The 17821-nt window shown below is 55.2% G+C and carries 13 protein-coding genes and 1 tRNA gene; 8 read left to right on the top strand and 6 right to left on the bottom strand.

Translation table 11 applies throughout. From position 1 onward, the window contains the following. Positions 1 to 22: 22 nt before the first annotated feature. From QP752_RS06740 to QP752_RS06750, 3 genes are all read right to left on the bottom strand, one after another. On the bottom strand, positions 23 to 379 hold the full coding sequence (locus QP752_RS06740) for a hypothetical protein (protein ID WP_071573923.1): 357 nt from the start codon (positions 377 to 379) through the stop codon (positions 23 to 25). Further along, positions 376 to 765 (bottom strand): TetR/AcrR family transcriptional regulator, encoded by a 390-nt coding sequence (locus tag QP752_RS06745; protein ID WP_070479193.1) that lies wholly within the window; start codon positions 763 to 765, stop codon positions 376 to 378. Before QP752_RS06745 ends, QP752_RS06740 begins: the two co-directional genes overlap by 4 nt. Before the next feature lie 165 nt (positions 766 to 930). After that, on the bottom strand, positions 931 to 1680 hold the full coding sequence (locus QP752_RS06750) for a sulfite exporter TauE/SafE family protein (RefSeq protein WP_284805001.1): 750 nt from the start codon (positions 1678 to 1680) through the stop codon (positions 931 to 933). 144 nt (positions 1681 to 1824) lie between these two features. Between QP752_RS06750 and QP752_RS06755 the strand changes: the two genes are divergently transcribed. The 7 genes from QP752_RS06755 (at position 1825) to QP752_RS06785 (ending at position 10549) form a co-directional block, all read left to right on the top strand. After that, positions 1825 to 1898: transfer RNA gene (locus tag QP752_RS06755), tRNA-Leu, on the top strand. A 40-nt stretch (positions 1899 to 1938) separates the two neighbouring features. Continuing rightward, entirely contained in the window at positions 1939 to 4608 is a 2670-nt protein-coding gene (gene polA, locus QP752_RS06760) for a DNA polymerase I (protein ID WP_284805003.1), read from the top strand. A gap of 636 nt (positions 4609 to 5244) precedes the next feature. Next, on the top strand, positions 5245 to 6708 hold the full coding sequence (gene rpsA / locus QP752_RS06765; RefSeq protein ID WP_070362535.1) for a 30S ribosomal protein S1: 1464 nt from the start codon (positions 5245 to 5247) through the stop codon (positions 6706 to 6708). Between the two features lie 67 nt (positions 6709 to 6775). Continuing rightward, positions 6776 to 7390, top strand: coding sequence for a dephospho-CoA kinase (gene coaE, locus QP752_RS06770; RefSeq protein WP_256008529.1), 615 nt, complete (start codon positions 6776 to 6778; stop codon positions 7388 to 7390). A 31-nt stretch (positions 7391 to 7421) separates the two neighbouring features. Beyond that, complete coding sequence (gene uvrB, locus QP752_RS06775; protein WP_070479118.1) at positions 7422 to 9521, top strand: excinuclease ABC subunit UvrB; 2100 nt, start codon at positions 7422 to 7424, stop codon at positions 9519 to 9521. Between the two features lie 18 nt (positions 9522 to 9539). After that, entirely contained in the window at positions 9540 to 9998 is a 459-nt protein-coding gene (locus tag QP752_RS06780) for a universal stress protein (RefSeq protein WP_070362532.1), read from the top strand. Between the two features lie 107 nt (positions 9999 to 10105). Continuing rightward, positions 10106 to 10549, top strand: a complete 444-nt coding sequence (locus tag QP752_RS06785) for a universal stress protein (protein WP_070362531.1) — start codon at positions 10106 to 10108, stop codon at positions 10547 to 10549. A 47-nt stretch (positions 10550 to 10596) separates the two neighbouring features. Here the strand turns inward: QP752_RS06785 and QP752_RS06790 are convergent, their stop codons facing one another. The 3 genes from QP752_RS06790 to QP752_RS06800 all read right to left on the bottom strand — a co-directional run bounded on the left by QP752_RS06790 (position 10597) and on the right by QP752_RS06800 (position 14608). After that, positions 10597 to 12792: a UvrD-helicase domain-containing protein gene (locus QP752_RS06790; RefSeq protein ID WP_284805007.1), complete on the bottom strand. Its 2196-nt coding sequence runs from the start codon at positions 12790 to 12792 to the stop codon at positions 10597 to 10599. A gap of 72 nt (positions 12793 to 12864) precedes the next feature. Further along, positions 12865 to 13905 carry a DoxX family protein gene (locus QP752_RS06795; RefSeq protein WP_256001392.1) on the bottom strand — a complete coding sequence of 347 codons (1041 nt, stop codon included), beginning with the start codon at positions 13903 to 13905 and terminating at the stop codon, positions 12865 to 12867. 82 nt (positions 13906 to 13987) lie between these two features. Beyond that, entirely contained in the window at positions 13988 to 14608 is a 621-nt protein-coding gene (locus QP752_RS06800; protein ID WP_284805011.1) for an MBL fold metallo-hydrolase, read from the bottom strand. A gap of 108 nt (positions 14609 to 14716) precedes the next feature. Between QP752_RS06800 and uvrA the strand changes: the two genes are divergently transcribed. Beyond that, positions 14717 to 17569, top strand: coding sequence for an excinuclease ABC subunit UvrA (gene uvrA / locus QP752_RS06805; protein ID WP_284805012.1), 2853 nt, complete (start codon positions 14717 to 14719; stop codon positions 17567 to 17569). The last annotated feature ends 252 nt before the right edge of the window (positions 17570 to 17821 follow it).

A 17821-nucleotide genomic window follows, 5' to 3' on the forward strand; every position in this document is an offset into this window, starting at 1 on the left:
CCTTTTGTACGAAACTTAGCTATCAGGCTGATGCCAACTCGTTGATGCGTTCAACAGTTGTGACTGGGTCATCAACTGTGAGGACGAGGCGGGCGAAGTTCTCATCAGCTAACTCGATTACGACCGTATTCTCGAATCCGCTGACGTTCCAAAACAGCTTTTCACCATCTGAGTGGAACGTTCCCGCAAGCTTTTCACCCATCCTTAGTCCTGGGCAGCGAAAACCCTTCGGCTCGTTCTTCATACCCGGGTCATGTGTAGCTCCGCGTACATGTTCCCAGGGAACCTCGATGGATCCTTTGAACGACCAAATCTTATCTAAGCCGAGTGGCTCAACAACCAGAGTAGCGTCGGTGAATTTGAGATTGTTGTTGCTCATTGTGCTTCTCCTTTGGAAGTGCCGCTTGCGCGGTCGAGTAAGTGCTTGCCTAGTGCTGCTGGGCCTCCAGCAAAGCAAAGGGAATTTGCTTCGAGAATCAAGGGGCGTAGCTCTTGGCTTACGGGCGCGACTTCCACGAGAGTGACTGCAACAAGACTCTTGGCTTCTAGTGTCACTTCACCTGTCTTAGCGTTTCGGCATACTGCTTCCAGCGCCGTTCTCAGCAGGCCATGTTTGGAACCGAAGATTTTATAGAAGCTCGAACGATTTATCTCAAGGTAGGTAAGAGTTGCGTCAACGGACTGTGCTGTATACCCGCGTTCACCGAAAAGCTTTATGGCCCTGCGGATGACTTCGTCTTCATCGAACTCTCGTGGTCTACCCATGGCTTACATACTATTCGTTCTGGAATGAATTGTCCATTATCTGAGGCTAATTAGATACCGTGTCGCGCGCCAAGCGCGTGTTTATGGCTCTACAACCGGATACTGGAAAGGAACCGGTGCTGTTGTGGTTTGGGGCTCAGTTTAAAAGTAGTCTTGGTCAGTGGATTATGCTCCGGTACCAAGTAGACCGCGCACAAGTGCGGTGAACCCGCCGAAGATCGCCAGGGCGAGTGCTATTCGATATCCCAGTTGCACTGGTACCCGTGGTGCCATGCGGGTGCCAACGACGATGCCCAGCACCATCGCAACAATGCCAACCACCCACGTTTCGGGCGTTACCGCTGAAAGGTTTGCTGCACCAGTGATTTCCTTAATAGCGAAAGAGAGTGCGCCGCTGACCAGGAAGATTGGCTGGAGTGTTGCCGCGTAGATCTCCTTGGGCCAGCGGGCCGCGTGTGCGTACACGGTGATTGATGGGCCAGCTACGCCTGCCAACGTGTTCATGAAACCACCAAGTGAACCTGCGATAACAGAAGGTACGGTGCCTTCAATATTCGGTATGTAGCGTTTCCCCAACGTCACTGTGCCGAGCGCGATCAACAACAAAACGCCAACGATGATCAGAAGCAAGCTAGTTGAAACTGCCCGTATGAGGAATGCGCCGGGTACCGCACCCAAAACAAGGGCTCCTGCGATAGGGGCGAAGCGTTTCCAATCAACGCGCTCGCGCATGGAATAGGTGTTGGCAATCGCGTTGGCGGTGGCTAATACGTTGACCATGAGCACGCCGGAGACCGGGCCGAGTAGGACAGATAGTGCGGGGGCCGCAATTAGTCCGAGCCCCATTCCTGAAATTCGTTGGAGTGCTGCACCGGCGAATATGGCCAGGAAAATCCCGATCAGAACTGGTGTCACTGTGCCCTCCTGCGCTCTTCTCCTTATACGGCGCTCATCACCCTACCTGACAGATTCTAGATACCCGCAGTGAACTGGCGATTTGGGTGACTTCGCGCTGCGATTCACGCCGGAGCGCCTGCCTGCTATATACTTTGCGACGTCGCCCCAGTAGCCCAATTGGCAGAGGCAACGGATTCAAAACCCGTCCAGTGTGAGTTCGAGTCTCACCTGGGGCACAACACCCGGCCACGAGCCGGGTTTTTTGTTTGAGTCGTCATGTCGGGACGTACGTCTACACTAGGGGCCGTGAAGAAACGGTTATTGCTCATTGACGGACACTCCATGGCATTTCGAGCGTTCTACGCTCTGCCTGCTGAAAATTTTTCGACGACCGGTGGCCAAACAACGAATGCGGTGTATGGCTTCTTGTCGATGTTCGCCAACGTTGTGGCGCAAGAAGCACCAACGCATATTGGTGTGGCGTTTGATGTGGGGCGCAAGACGTTTCGGACGGAGCGTTTTCCGGAGTACAAAGCCCAGCGCGAATCCACTCCGCCTGAGTTTAAGGGGCAGGTTCCGCTGATTCAGGAATGCCTTGGGGACCTCGGAATCATCAGCTTGTCGAAGGAGAATTTTGAAGCTGACGATATCGTGGCGACGCTGGTGCACCAGGCTCGCGCTGATCAGGATTTCGAAACTGTCTTGGTTTCAGGGGACCGCGACTACCTACAACTGGTAGACGATTCAACGACGCTGTTGTACCCGATGCGCGGGGTTTCGACGATGACACGTTTCACTCCGGACAAGGTCGAGGAGAAGTACGGGCTGACTCCGGCACAGTATCCGGATTTTGCGGCGCTTCGGGGAGACCCGTCTGATAACCTCCCCTCGGTTCCGAAGGTCGGGGAGAAGACGGCGACAAAGTGGATCACGCAATACGGTTCGCTTGCAGAACTCGTTAACCACGCGGATGAAATCAAGGGAGTCGCAGGTCAAAACTTCCGAGACCGTATCGAGCAAGTGCAGCTCAATCGTGAACTCACGCAGATGGTCACCGACGTAGAGCTCCCTGTTACGCCAAATGACTTGGAGCTAAAGGCCGTAGACATCGGTGCTATTGCGAAGCGATTTGATTCTTTGGAGTTCGGCACGAATCTTCGCGAACGTGTGCTATCCGCGCTTCCTACGGAAGGGGACGCCGAAGAGCATTTGCCTGTGGAGCTTCCAGAAGTTGTGATCGACGAAGGGCCGTTGGACGCATGGATCGCTTCCCATAGGGGTCAAGGATTAGCGCTGTATGTGGACGGTAGTCCGCTGCCGGCAAACGGCGATGCTACTGCGATTGGGATCGTCGATAAGGAGCGGCACGGCATCCAACGCGAAACAGCGGAGCTAACCCCTGAAGAGGATGTTGCGCTGAAGGACTGGTTGGAGTCAGATGACCCCAAGTACCTCCACAACGGTAAAGCTATGTATCACATGCTGCGGGGCAGAGGTATCACACTCAGCGGGATTGCGCATGACACAGCGATTGCTGCCTACCTGCTTCGCCCGGGGCAGCGCACCTATGCGCTGGCTGATGTATACCAGCGTCACTTGCAGCGACAGTTGGACGTAGGGCAAGAGCAACTCAGTCTGTTGGATCAAACTTCACAGGTTGATGCCGCCGTTGCTGTGCTGGAACTGGCGCAACATCTTGCTCAAGAACTTCGTGAAATCGACTCTTACGCGCTGTATGCCGACCTTGAGCTGCCGCTTGTACCCATTCTTGCCAGGATGGAGGACGTCGGTGTGGCTGTTGACGTCGAAGCTCTTGAAAATCTTCGCAAGGAGTTTACTGACAAGGTTGCCCAGGTAGAAGGAGAGGCCCGCACGCTTGTCGACGAGCCAGCTCTCAACCTTTCAAGTCCGAAGCAGCTTTCTGTCGTTCTTTTCGACAAACTCGACTTGCCTAAAACCAAGAAAACAAAGACTGGGTATTCGACGGCAGCCAAGGAGATCGAGGCGCTTGCAGAAAAGAATCCGCATCCGTTCCTTGATCATCTGTTGGCACATCGTGAATATCAGAAGATGAAGTCCACAATCGAGGGGCTTATCAAGGCGGTACACAGTGATGGCCGAATTCACACAACCTTCAACCAAACCGTGACTTCAACGGGCCGACTGAGTTCGACTGATCCAAACCTGCAGAATATTCCCGTCCGTACAGAGACAGGCCAAAAGATTCGAGCAGCATTCACCGTTGGTAAGGGGTATGAGTATCTACTGACCGCTGATTACTCACAGATTGAGATGCGAGTGATGGCGCACCTGTCCGGGGACAAGGGGCTCATCTCCGCGTACAAGGATGGCGAAGACCTGCACAACTACGTCGGTTCCCAGGTATTTGACGTAGCTATCGACGCCGTGACGCCCGAGCTACGCCGTCGGGTCAAGGCAATGTCATATGGTTTGGTCTATGGGCTCTCTGCGTACGGCCTTGCCGCGCAGCTCTCGATCTCGCCAGGTGAAGCCAAGGAAATCATGGAGAGTTACTTCCACCGTTTCGGTGGGGTGAAGCACTATCTGGACTCGGTCGTCGAGAAGGCCAGAAAAGATGGATACACGGCAACTGTGTTTGGGCGCCGACGCTACCTGCCTGAGCTCAACAGCGACAACCGAGTCGCCCGAGAAAATGCTGAGCGGGCGGCCCTGAATGCTCCTATTCAAGGTACTGCCGCAGACATCATTAAAGTAGCGATGATTCACGTTGACCGAGCGTTGGCTGACTACGAGTCCCGTGTGCTGTTGCAAGTGCATGACGAGTTGGTTGTTGAAGTCGCTCCGGGTGAGCTCGATGAAGTGCGTGAGATTGTTGAGCGGGAGATGGATCGCGCTATTGAGCTCAACGTGCCGCTCGAGGTTTCTACCGGATACGGAGAGAACTGGCAAGATGCTGGCCATTAGGGCGGGAAGTGTGGGGCTATAGAGCGGCCCCCATTATTCCGCTCTATAGCCCCGAGACGGTCCCAGAGCCTCCTTCTCAATCCGTCTGGGACTGCCTTCCCCCATCAACCGCTTCCTCCCCCGAGTTCCCCCGAGAAGCGGTGCCACGGTTCACCTCGCGAGGTTTCACAGCTCTAGATCGGCCTTATCTATCGCTGCTGCGCCTTGATCGTGGCAATGAAAACACTAACAGACGTCTGTGGGGAGCGTAAGAGAATTGGCCAAAAATGGACTACATTAAACAAAATACTGACCAATTAAGGGGGTGGAGGATGGCGAGTGTATTGCGTTGATCTGCGAGTTTGCGTCTTATTGGCGGTGCGGCGGACTTACGGTGTTCTCAGTTGGCGAGTTCGGTGAATGGCGTGTTGTTTGCCTTAACGGTCGACCTGATGGGGATTTATCCGAGTGTTGATATTTGCGCGAGCTGGGCAAAGGCGATATTCTTGCACGAGCATATCTGGGCAATAGGTCTCGTGGTGTCGTAATAGGAGGGCATCACCGGCTCATATTGCGGGATCTTTCCGCACTGGTAAGAGATGATATGCCCCTGTCCAAATACGATCTCCTATTTCAATTTCGGAGCACATTTAACTTATGCGCACTTCCAACGCACCACAGGTCGCAATCAACGATATCGGCGGACCTGAGGAATTTCTCGCCGCTGTAGACGCAACCATCAAGTACTTCAATGATGGTGACATCGTCTCCGGCACCGTAGTTAAGGTTGACCACGATGAGGTTCTCCTTGACATCGGCTACAAGACTGAGGGTGTTATCCCTACCCGTGAGCTGTCGATCAAGCATGACGTTGACCCGGACGAAGTTGTCCAGGTCGGCGACGAGATCGACGCCCTGGTCCTGACCAAGGAGGACAAGGAAGGTCGCCTCCTGCTCTCCAAGAAGCGTGCTCAGTACGAGCGTGCATGGGGCACCATCGAGGAGCTGCAGAAGAACGACCAGCCAGTTACTGGTACGGTCATCGAGGTTGTCAAGGGTGGCCTCATCCTCGACATCGGTCTTCGTGGCTTCTTGCCTGCGTCGCTCGTTGAGATGCGTCGCGTCCGTGACCTGGATCCATACATTGGCCAGGAGCTCGAGGCAAAGATCATCGAGCTGGACAAGCACCGCAACAACGTGGTCCTGTCCCGCCGTGCATACCTCGAAGAGACGCAGTCCGCTGTTCGTTCCGACTTCCTGCACCAGCTGCAGAAGGGTCAGGTACGCAAGGGTGTTGTTTCTTCCATCGTCAACTTCGGTGCTTTCGTGGACCTTGGCGGCGTAGACGGCCTGGTTCACGTTTCCGAGCTGTCCTGGAAGCACATCGACCACCCATCTGAGGTTGTCACCGTCGGCGATGAGGTTACCGTTGAGGTTCTCGACGTCGACCTCGACCGTGAGCGTGTTTCCCTGTCGCTGAAGGCGACCCAGGAGGACCCATGGCGCGTGTTCGCCCGCACCCACGCTGTCGGCCAGATCGTGCCGGGCAAGGTCACCAAGCTTGTTCCATTCGGTGCGTTCGTTCGCGTCGAAGAGGGCATCGAGGGTCTGGTTCACATCTCCGAGCTGGCACAGCGCCACGTCGAGGTACCGGACCAGGTTGTCAACGTTGGCGAAGAGGTCATGGTCAAGGTCATCGACATCGATCTCGACCGTCGTCGTATCTCGCTGTCGCTGAAGCAGGCGGACGAGGACTACAACGAAGAGTTCGATCCGTCCCGCTACGGCATGGCTGATTCCTACGATGAGCAGGGCAACTACATCTTCCCAGAGGGCTTCGATCCGGAGACCAACGAGTGGATGGAGGGCTTCGACGAAGCTCGTCAGCAGTGGGAGGCTCGCTACGCAGAGGCTGAGCGCCGCTTCCAGGCGCACACTGCACAGATCGAGCGTCATCGCGCTGCTGCTGCCGAGGCGGCAGAGCAGGCGGGTGACCAGGCGAACTACTCCTCGCAGTCCAACGCTGCAGCTCCGGCAGCGGATGAGACCGCTAGCGCAGGTGGGTCGCTCGCATCTGACGAGCAGCTCGCAGCACTTCGCGACAAGCTCGCTGGCAACTAGTCTTTACTAGCTAATCGACGACCCCTTCCTGGATTCCAGGAAGGGGTTTTCGCCTATTATGTGACGCATGTTGAAAATTGGGCTTACCGGAGGAATCGGAAGCGGAAAGTCGTCCGTTGCCGCGTTGTTACGCGAGCGTGGCTTCGTCGTAGTCGATGCTGACCGTATCGCGCGCGATGTTCTGCAACCAGGAAACGATGCGCTAAAAGAGGTGGCTGCTGCATTCGGCGATGACCTGGTGGACGCTTCCGGCGCTTTGAACCGCAAGTTGCTGGCGCAGCGGGCGTTTGCCTCGGAGGAACAGACGCAGAAGCTGAATTCGATTACGCATCCTGCGATTCGTAAGGAGTCATCACGGCAGTTCGACGCCGCTGAAGCTGAAGGAGCCCGGGTTGCTGTGTACGATATGCCACTGCTTGTAGAGCTTGGGCTGCACCGTCAGATGGACTTCACTGTTGTAGTCGACGTGAATGAGGAAGAGCGAGTGAGGCGACTGGTTCAATCGCGCGGTCTAGCGGAGGCAGACGCCCGTTCCCGTATTGCACGGCAGATTGATGACGACGATCGACTCGCGGCCGCTGACTACTTGATTGATAACAACGGTCCGTTGTCTGAGCTCGCTCCGCAGGTGGACGCTTTGGTCGACTATGTCGAGCGAGAATTGTTGCAGCATCAACGTTGAGGAATCTGGTTGAGTCATTAGACTGAGCTGCATGGCATTTGCAGCAGAGCATCCGGTCCTAGCACATTCGGAGTTTCGACCAGTAGGCGAGATCGAGCGTCGTGAAAAGCCCTTTGAAGTCGTCTCGGAGTTTGAGCCATCGGGTGATCAGCCTAAAGCGATCGCAGAGCTAGATGAACGTCTCAACCGGGGAGAAGAAGACGTCGTCCTCATGGGTGCCACCGGCACCGGCAAGTCGGCGACGGCAGCGTGGCTGATCGAAAAGCAGCAGCGCCCAACGCTCGTGATGGCTCCGAATAAGACGCTCGCTGCGCAGCTAGCAAATGAGCTTCGGCAACTGCTCCCGAATAATGCTGTTGAGTACTTCGTCTCGTACTACGACTATTACCAACCAGAGGCATATATCGCTCAGACGGATACATACATCGAAAAAGATTCCTCAATTAATGATGATGTAGAACGCCTGCGTCACTCAGCTACCTCCGCATTGCTGTCGCGTCGTGACGTAGTGGTGGTGTCGTCAGTCTCTTGTATCTACGGCCTTGGTACACCGCAGTCCTACCTGGATCGCTCTGTGGTGCTGCGCGTGGGGGAAGAGGTTGAGCGTGACCGCTTCCTTCGATTACTCGTTGATATCCAGTACGAGCGCAACGATATTGACTTCAAACGCGGTACGTTCCGAGTAAAGGGCGACGTCGTCGATATCATTCCTGCGTATGAGGAAGTCGCGGTTCGGGTTGAGTTCTTCGGAGACGAGATTGACAGCTTGTATTACATTCATCCGCTCACCGGAGACGTTCTGAGCCAAGAAGATGAGCTTCGGATCTTTCCTGCTACCCACTACGTGGCCACTGAAGAGCGAATGGAAAAGGCTATCGAATCCATCAAAGAAGAGCTTGCAGACCGTTTAGAAGACCTCGAGAACCGCGGAAAACTACTTGAGGCTCAGCGACTTCGGATGCGCACCGAGTATGACCTCGAGATGATTCAGCAGGTCGGCTTCTGCTCAGGCATTGAGAACTATTCTCGTCACATGGACGGGCGCGAGGCAGGATCGGCGCCAGCGACGCTCATCGACTACTTCCCGGAAGACTTCCTCACAATTATCGACGAGTCTCACGTGACCGTCCCGCAAATTGGAGGAATGTTTGAAGGCGATATGTCGAGGAAGCGCAACCTCGTGGAATTCGGATTCCGGCTGCCGAGCGCCGTCGACAACCGTCCGTTGACCTTCGATGAGTTTGAATCGCGCGTGGGGCAGACGGTGTACATGTCCGCGACACCGGGCGATTACGAGCTCGAAGCAGCACACGGCGAGTTTGTTGAGCAGGTTATTCGCCCAACAGGCCTCGTCGATCCAAAGGTCACGGTGAAACCGACGAAGGGACAAATCGACGACCTGATTGACGAGATTCGCGTCCGGGTGGAGAAGAACGAGCGCGTGCTGGTCACTACCTTGACGAAGCGCATGGCTGAGGACTTGACTGACTATCTCCTGGATAACGGGGTAAAGGTGCGCTACCTGCACTCTGACATTGATACGCTGCAGCGCGTTGAGCTGCTCCGCCAGCTGAGGCTTGGAGAGTTTGACGTCCTCGTTGGCATCAACCTGCTGCGAGAGGGTCTCGACTTGCCGGAAGTTTCACTTGTTGCAATTCTCGACGCCGACAAGGAAGGGTTCCTGCGTTCGACCAAGTCGCTGATTCAGACTATCGGGCGCGCAGCTCGTAACGTATCTGGAGAGGTCATCATGTACGCCGACCAGGTCACTGAGTCGATGGAGGAAGCAATCAGTGAGACAGAGCGGCGTCGCGAAATTCAGTTGGCGTACAACAAAGAACATGGGATCGATCCGCAGCCGCTGCGCAAGAAGATTGCCGACATTTTGGATCAGGTATATGAGAACACTGACGGTGAAGCTGAAAATGGCGTTGCCTCGGATACCGCAGTTGTATCGAAGCCAGACGTGTCCGAGATGGCCTCTGATCAGGTACAAGCATTGATCGACGACCTTACGAAGCAAATGGGTGCAGCAGCTCGCGAGTTGAAGTTTGAGCTCGCCGGCAGACTGCGTGATGAAATTGCTGATCTCCGAAAGGAACTTCGTGGTATGAAAGATACAGGAAACTAAGAAAGGTTCGAGGAATCTATGCATACCTATAAGTCGATTGCTGTCGGTACTGACGGTTCACCAACTTCGCTTGTTGCGGTTCGTGCTGCTGCGAGCCTGGCCCGCGTGTATGACGCGAAGCTCACAGTCATCTGTGCTCACTACACAGCGTCGGGCTCGATGCTGAACGCAACCAACGCGGAGCTGAGCAAGATCGATATCGTGACGGAATCGGGCGCCGAGGATATCTTGAGGCGTGCGAAGGCGATCGCAGTCGAAGAACAGGCACCAGAGATTAACTTGGTCTCCAGTGGCGGCCAGCCTGCGAATGTACTGCTGGAATCAGTAAAGGAATACAGCGTAGATCTCCTCGTGGTTGGAAACAAAGGAATGCGGTCCCTCGCCGGTCGAGTCTTCGGCAACATCCCAGGTAGCGTGGCAAAGAAGGCGCCGGTTGATGTCATGCTCGTTGACACCCGAGCTGAAGGCCACGACTAGCCTTCATCCGCGCGAGAACCAGGTACTATAAATTTGACCGTGCTTGTTGGCGCCACCGTTATCCAGCGAGCGACAGCTGAATCAGGAAAGGTCTCAAGAATACAGCTATGGCCAATTACTACAAGACCATCGTCGTAGGGTCCGACGGGTCCAAGTCTTCACTGCTCGCCGTTGAGCGTGCTGCAAAAATGGCGAGTGCATTTGGTGCCACGCTAGTGATCGGTACCGCGTATTACGAAACGGAAGCGGACGCGACGAAGAGCCTGCGACAAGATTCGGTCACCATCCTCGGTGACAAGGACGCGTTGGCAAATCTTGAAGCGGCAGCAGAACATGCGCGACAGCACGGAGCAAAAGACGTGCAGACTGCGACCCGTCCGGGTACTCCAGTAGAGGCTCTGATGGCGATTGTTCGTGACAACAATGCGGAACTGCTGGTGGTCGGTAACCGCGGTATCAACTCTCTGACCGGTCGCCTGCTGGGGTCTGTCCCAGCAGACGTTGCTCGCCAATCGGACTGCGACGTCATGATCGTACATACCGTCAGCTAACGTCTTCATGTAACAACCTCCGGCCAACTGCATGGCCGGAGGTTGTTCTATGGCATCTCACCGATGACGGCGAGGCTTTGAGTTGCTCGGGTCATCGCCACGTAGAGGTCTTGCCAACCTTGCGGAGAGGCGTCGATAATTTCTTGGGGTTCTATTAGTACTACATGGTCAAATTCGAGTCCCTTCATCGCATCGACATTTGACTTGTCGATGATCGCTGTCGTGCGCCCATCCTCGTATGTTGCGACAGTTTCTGGGGTGGTGCCGGAAGGCCAAAACTCGACGGGTTGCCCAGTGCTTCGAATACTCTCAGGGACCGCTGCCTCTGAGTCGATCGCGTGAAGAACTTTCGCGGCGTACTCCATAATCTCCGACGGAGTCCGGTAGTTCACACTCAAGGTATGCGTGCGGAAACGCGAGCCAACAAACGGTTCCAGCGTTGCTGACCAGTCGTCTGAACCCGCAGGCGAAGAAGTCTGCGCGGTGTCTCCAACTAATGTCATCCACTTTGATGGGCAGCGCCGAAACACCATCCGCCATTCCATCGGTGAGAGCTCTTGTGCCTCATCCACGATCACATGCCCATAGGCCCATGTGCGATCTGCGCGTGCGCGCTCTGCGGTCGAACGGATATCGGTGCTCGCCTGGCGCTGCGCGAGCGTTTCCGCATCAATGACGTCTGATGCAGAGAGGATCTCAGCCTCGAACTGGTCGTCATCGTTGTCAGTGGACTCGGATGAAGCCAAGACGTCCAACGCGTCCTCTGCCTCGGCCACCTGCTGTTGCCACGCATCGTCAACGGAGTCACGAATACCCTCCGCTGGGCTACTACCAATAAGAATCGAGAGCTCGTCGAGTAACGCAGCATCCGACGGGGCCGTTGCCGCACCAGGCTCCCGAAAGAGGGCATCTTGTGTGTAGTCGTCGTAGTCATACGCGACAGCTGCGATTGCGTCGCGGTCTTCAAGCAGATTGCGTAGTACTTCTGCAGGCGACAGAGTGGGGAAGTGGGCGTCAATAAACTCTCGGACCTGGGATTCTTCAGCCAGGTCATCGTGGAGCTGATCGACGTCTGCAGCAGACAACAGATTCTCACCGCCTAGAGGGTCCGCACCAATGGTGTTGGCAAGTGCTTGCGCAAGAAGTTCGCAAAGATGTTCCGCAAACACGGCTCGTGCTTCATTATGAGGACGACGTGACCGTCGTGCTTTGGTTCTGGCTGCCTTCACCATGGCTGGCGTCGCAGCGACAGGAACGTTCTCAATTGAAAGGGTTACCGCGCGCTCCGGAACCGTCTCATATGACTGCACAGCCCGCTTGAGAATCGTGACCATCTCAATCGAGCCTTTGACTTCCCGTGCAGCAAGCGACTCGCTACCTTCCGGGGTAAAACCGGGGATTAAGTCTGAGATTGTGGAAAGCACTACGCCGGTCTCGCCGAGCTCCGGAAGAACTCGCGAGATGTAGTCCAAAAAGACGGTATTGGGGCCAAGAACCAAGACGCCGGTCTTCGCCAGCTGCGCTCGCCAAGTATAGAGCAGATACGCAACACGATGGAGAGCGACTGCAGTCTTGCCAGTACCTGGACCACCTTCGACAACCATCACTCCACGCGTAGCGTCACGAATGACGGCATCCTGTTCACGCTGGATTGTCTCAACGATGGATTGCATGTGCGCAGTGCGTGGCCGATTCATGGCGCGCCGCAGCGCAGCCTCGGATCCGACACCCGAGGCTTCAACACCCGTACCTGTGCCGGAGAGGACCTCGTCGTCAATGGTTTCCACCGTGCGACCCCTCATACGGATGTTTCGCCGGGTTTGCACGCCTGAAGGGTGCGCCGTCGTCGCGAGGTAAAACGGCCGTGCCATGGGCGCCCGCCAATCGATGAGGAGCGTCCGGTACTTGTCTTCGGGGGCGTCGATGCCCATCCGGCCTATATAGCGTCGGTCAAGATTGTCGCTGTTAGGGACTAGATTCTCCGGAGACTCGTCCTCCACATCAATTCGGCCAAAAACTAAGCCAACTTCTGCCAGGTTGAGTGCATCGAGTTTTGCATTCAGCCCATGATATTCGGTTTCGCGCCGGACGAGCGCATCAGAATCTGGGTTGTCAGGGTCGACATCTCGTTGCACCGCTTCCAGTTTGGCTTGGGCTTTCGATACTTCATCGTCAAGACGAGAAAATAGACCGTCGACGTAGTGCTGTTCGCGAGCAACCTCTTGCTCTGACACGGTGAACATAATCTCCTTCAAAGTAAAAGCCACCCCGTAACCACAACTATGCGGCCACGGGGTGTACTACAGAAAGTCAGATTAGCTGAGCTTCTTCTGAACCTTCTTTACCAGCTTGTTCGCGCGCTTTTCGGCCTTCTTAGCCTTACGCTTCCACTTCCACTGCTTGCACTTTGACGGCGCAACATCCAAGTTGTCGAAGGCATCCTGCAGGGAGTCAACCGCGTCCTGGGCACGGTCCTGCAGCTTCGCGGTGCTCTTCTTTACCTTGCGCTTTGCCTTGAACTGGTCCAACTTGCTTGGCTCGAGGCTCTCCAGCTTGTCCTGGAGATCCCCAACAACGCTGTTGACCTTGCGCTTTGCCTTGAACTGCTGGAGTTTGCTTGGCTTCAAGTCCTTGTAGGTGTCTTGAGCGCTATCGGAAACATCCTCCATCCAGTCACCCGCATCAGAGAGGAACGAGGAGGTTTGCTTGCGCGCATCCTGCCAGAAGCCCTCAGCTGCGTCAGATGCCTGGTCCGCAAACTTAGAGGCCTGCTTCTTCCAGTCATCCTTGTTGTTATCGACGTAGTCGACCACTTGATCTGCAGTATCGGACAGCCAGTTACTTGCTTTACCCAGAGCCTTTTCGGTCTCAGACTGGGTAGGCAGTGCCTGCTGTACGTTCTTCTTCGCGGTGCGGGCAGCCTGCTGGGCGCGCCACTGCAGCCCTGGCTTGCCAGCAGTGTCCACAGTCGCGAGGAGCACACCACCGGCGAGAGCGACATCGGTCAGCGCGCCAGTCTGACGACGCTGCTTCTCATTCGCCTCGTCAGCCTCCCAGAAGGCATTACGGCCGATAATCGACGGGATTGCAGTCGCAGCGAGCAGTGCAGCGGAAGTGCGTGGCAGCTTGCCAATGGCGAAGAGGCTGCCTGCACCTGCTTTAATGCCACCAACGACCTGAGCGGCCGTCTTCGGGTTGCTCGGGATCAGACCACGGTACTCGCTCGGAACGGCACCGCGGACCTTATCTAAAAGCGCCTTCGTGCTTTCTTTATTGGCATTTGGGTCACGCAGCGTCTGAACACCGTCAACGATGTAGACGGACGCGAGCATTGGCCTTGCGAGTTTTCGAATCATAAATGCATTCCTCTTTTCTTTTCGCAACGTACCGGTCGCTGTATATACGTTCTATGTGACGTCCGACATTCGGATTACGCTTTTACCAGCGACGGTTCCACCAAACATCTAAATCTGGACGCTCTGTACCAAGCGTAGTGGATTTACCATGGCCCGGCCACACAATTGTCTCATCCGGATATGCGTCGAAGAGTTTTTCTTTGACATCGCGGAAGAGTCGCACGAAGTCGCCTTCGGAATTTGTTTTCCCAAGACCACCAGGGAAAAGGGAATCACCGACAAAGAGGTTAGGCACCCCCTTGAGGTCGGCGTGCACGGCTGCGCCACCTGGGGTATGTCCACGCAGAATTACCACTGGGAGCTCGTGGCCTGCGAACGAAATCGAGTCGCCGTCGTGGAGTTCGCGGTCGACAGGAGCAGGCAGGGCAGGTACCTCGAGGAACGGTGCCCAGTGTGTAGCGCCCGTTGCTTCCAGGACTGCAGCCAATGCACGCACGTGATCGTGGTGGCGATGCGTCGTTAATACATCCGTGATCTTGACTCCGGCCTGTTCGGCCATGGCGAGGATAGCCGGCGCGTCGTCAGCGGCGTCGATTAGCAGGCCCTGGTCATCTGCGCAGAGGAGATAGCAGTTGTTGTCCATCGAGCTGACGGAAACTTGGTGCAGTGTTATTTGGGGCAGTGGAGTTGATCCTGAATTCATGGTGCCTACCCTAGTCAATTCTTTCTTCGCCAGAACAGTGATTACCGAAGTGGTATACGCTGGTATGTTCGGAACAAAATGAACCGATCTTCTGGAAGAGGTATCTAGGTGGCTGACCGTCTTGTTGTACGTGGAGCAAGAGAACACAACCTGAAGGGCGTCGATGTGTCTCTGCCGAGGGACAAGATGGCCGTATTTACAGGCCTGTCTGGATCGGGTAAGTCCTCGCTGGCATTCGATACGATCTTTGCGGAGGGACAGCGTCGATACGTTGAGTCTCTTTCGTCGTATGCTCGGATGTTCTTAGGACAGATGGATAAGCCCGATGTCGATTACATTGACGGACTATCGCCCGCGGTATCAATCGACCAAAAATCGACGAACCGTAACCCCCGTTCGACTGTAGGTACCATCACCGAAATCTACGATTACCTTCGCCTGCTCTATTCGCGGGCTGGCACTCCTCATTGTCCAGAGTGCGACGCTGTGATTGAACGGCAGACGCCGCAACAAATTGTGGACCGCGTGCTGGGGATGGAGGAGCGCCTCAAGTTCCAAGTCCTTGCCCCGGTAGTACGAAAGCGTAAAGGCGAGTTCGTTGACTTGTTTAAGGATCTCGCCGCTCAGGGTTACTCTCGAGTGAGCGTGGACGGCGAGTTGTACCAGCTCAGCGATCCACCGAAGCTTGAGAAGCAGGTCAAACACACGATTTCGGTGGTAGTGGACCGCCTTCAAGTGAAGCAAAGCCAAAAGCAGCGTCTCACCGACTCAGTGGAGACAGCACTCAAACTTGCCGACGGCCTCGTTGGCTTCGAATTCGTTGACTTCGATGAGGGCAACCCTGATCGGATCCAGATCTTCTCTGAAAAGATGGCGTGCCCGAACGGGCACAAACTTAACGTTGAGGAGTACGAGCCGCGCGCGTTCTCGTTTAACTCACCGTTTGGTGCCTGTCCAACGTGTGATGGTCTCGGGACGCAGAAGAAGATTGACGAAGAACTCGTTATTCCAGATCCAGACGCACCAGCAATTGATGCTTTCCAGCCATGGAACTCCAGCCCGAACAAGCGATACTTCGTCAAGTTGATTGAAGCGTTAGCAAAAGAGGAGGGCTTTGATGCTCACGCTCCGTTCAGCTCGCTGACGAAAACGCAGCAGAAGCATTTGGTAAATGGTTCCAAAACCAAGATCAGCGTGCGGTACAAGAACCGCTACGGCAGGCAGCGGTCATTCAGCGCAGCTTATGAAGGCGTCATTGGGTACCTGGAGCGTAAGCTCGAGCAGGCCGAAAGCGATACCCAGAAAGACCGACTGCTTGCTTATACGCGAGAGGTACCGTGTCCTTCGTGCAAGGGCGCTAGGTTGAAGCCCGAGATTCTCGCCGTTCGCCTCGACTCAACAACGCATGGTGAACGCTCCATCGCCGGGCTTACGGAACTGAGCATTGAGGATGCGTCCGAATACCTTGATAATTTGGTACTTGGTTACCGTGAGGAAATGATCACGGGTGCGGTACTTCGAGAGATCCAAGCTCGGCTGCACTTTCTCTTGGACGTAGGACTGAGTTACCTCTCGCTCGCTCGGTCAGCCGGCACCCTGTCGGGCGGTGAAGCGCAGCGCATCCGTCTGGCCACGCAAATTGGGTCTGGCCTTGCCGGTGTACTGTACGTGCTTGATGAGCCGTCAATCGGTTTGCATCAACGGGATAACCAGAGGCTGATTAAGACTCTGAAGAAGCTTCGCGACCTTGGGAACACGCTGGTTGTGGTTGAACACGATGAGGAAACGATCCGTGAGGCTGATTGGTTGGTAGACATCGGGCCGCTCGCCGGAGAATACGGCGGGGAAGTGGTCTACCAGGGAGAACCCGACGGTATCCGTGAAGTAGAGAACTCCATTACCGGAGACTACCTTGCGGGCAGGAAAAAGATTGAGGTCCCGGATCAGCGTCGACCGGTAGACGCAGACCGCAAGCTGAGAGTTGAGGGCGCGCGAGAGAACAACCTCAAGAACGTATCAGTGGATATTCCACTGGGAGTGTTGGTAGCTGTTACTGGGGTATCTGGGTCTGGCAAGTCTACGCTGGTAAACCAGATTCTGGCTAAGACTCTCCAGAATGAGCTCAATGGAGCTCGACAAGTCCCGGGACGGGTAAAGAAAGTCAGTGGCCTTGACCATCTAGATAAACTTGTCCAAGTCGACCAGAGTCCCATCGGACGTACACCACGATCAAACCCTGCGACATATACAGGGGTGTTTGACAAGATCCGCAACCTATTCGCGGAAACACAAGAGTCAAAGGTTCGTGGCTACAAGGCTGGCCGATTCTCGTTCAATGTCAAAGGCGGGCGCTGTGAAGCGTGCCGTGGTGATGGCACTATCAAGATTGAGATGAACTTCCTACCGGATGTATACGTCCCGTGTGAGGTGTGCCAGGGAGCACGATACAACCGTGAAACCCTCGAAGTGCGCTATAAGGGTAAGAACATTGCCGAAGTTCTCGATATGCCGATTTCTGAAGCAGCTGAGTTCTTCGAGCCAATTCAGTCAATCCATCGATACCTCAACACGCTTGTCGACGTCGGCCTGGGCTATGTACGTCTTGGGCAGGCTGCGACAACGCTATCCGGTGGTGAGGCACAGCGGGTGAAGCTAGCGGCAGAATTGCAGAAGCGAACTAACGGCCGAACAATTTACATCCTCGACGAGCCCACTACGGGGCTGCACTTCGAAGACATTCGTAAGCTCATGCTTGTACTGAATGGCCTGGTGGAAAAGGGCAACACTGTGTTGGTGATCGAACACAACCTGGACGTTATCAAGTCGGCGGACTGGGTGATTGACATGGGGCCTGAGGGGGGATCAGGCGGTGGAACGGTGGTCGCGCAGGGAACGCCAGAAGACGTAGCACGTAATGGCAAGTCTCATACAGGTGCTTTCTTGAAGGAGATATTGCAATAGATCCAGCTTGAATGCGTGATTTGCTTGAATAAACTTCATGTACTAAAGTTCTCACTACTACCGCCCAGAGCATTCTTTACAAAGGTGCCTGGGCCACAAGTGGAGTGAATCCCACCCCATGCCGGTCGACAGTGATCAGGATACGGGTCAAGGTAGCCAAAGTTTTTTGGCGCCTACGGAAAGCTCCCGCGTTATTGCTAATAGCGCGGGTTTTGTGCTTTTGCGCAGAATCACTGGTGGTCTGGTAGCGAT

The organism is Corynebacterium sp. UMB10321, assembly GCF_030228725.1.
GTDB classification, from domain to species: Bacteria; Actinomycetota; Actinomycetes; order Mycobacteriales; family Mycobacteriaceae; genus Corynebacterium; species Corynebacterium pseudogenitalium.

Bases quoted from the DNA above. Each gene is read 5' to 3' on its own strand.
- QP752_RS06740 (WP_071573923.1), bottom strand. From the start codon at position 379: ATGAGCAACAACAATCTCAAATTCACCGACGCTACTCTGGTTGTTGAG.
- QP752_RS06745 (WP_070479193.1), bottom strand. From the start codon at position 765: ATGGGTAGACCACGAGAGTTCGATGAAGACGAAGTCATCCGCAGGGCC.
- polA (WP_284805003.1), top strand. From the start codon at position 1,939: ATGTCGGGACGTACGTCTACACTAGGGGCCGTGAAGAAACGGTTATTG.
- rpsA (WP_070362535.1), top strand. From the start codon at position 5,245: ATGCGCACTTCCAACGCACCACAGGTCGCAATCAACGATATCGGCGGA.
- coaE (WP_256008529.1), top strand. From the start codon at position 6,776: ATGTTGAAAATTGGGCTTACCGGAGGAATCGGAAGCGGAAAGTCGTCC.
- uvrB (WP_070479118.1), top strand. From the start codon at position 7,422: ATGGCATTTGCAGCAGAGCATCCGGTCCTAGCACATTCGGAGTTTCGA.
- QP752_RS06780 (WP_070362532.1), top strand. From the start codon at position 9,540: ATGCATACCTATAAGTCGATTGCTGTCGGTACTGACGGTTCACCAACT.
- QP752_RS06785 (WP_070362531.1), top strand. From the start codon at position 10,106: ATGGCCAATTACTACAAGACCATCGTCGTAGGGTCCGACGGGTCCAAG.
- QP752_RS06790 (WP_284805007.1), bottom strand. From the start codon at position 12,792: ATGTTCACCGTGTCAGAGCAAGAGGTTGCTCGCGAACAGCACTACGTC.
- QP752_RS06795 (WP_256001392.1), bottom strand. From the start codon at position 13,905: ATGATTCGAAAACTCGCAAGGCCAATGCTCGCGTCCGTCTACATCGTT.
- QP752_RS06800 (WP_284805011.1), bottom strand. From the start codon at position 14,608: ATGAATTCAGGATCAACTCCACTGCCCCAAATAACACTGCACCAAGTT.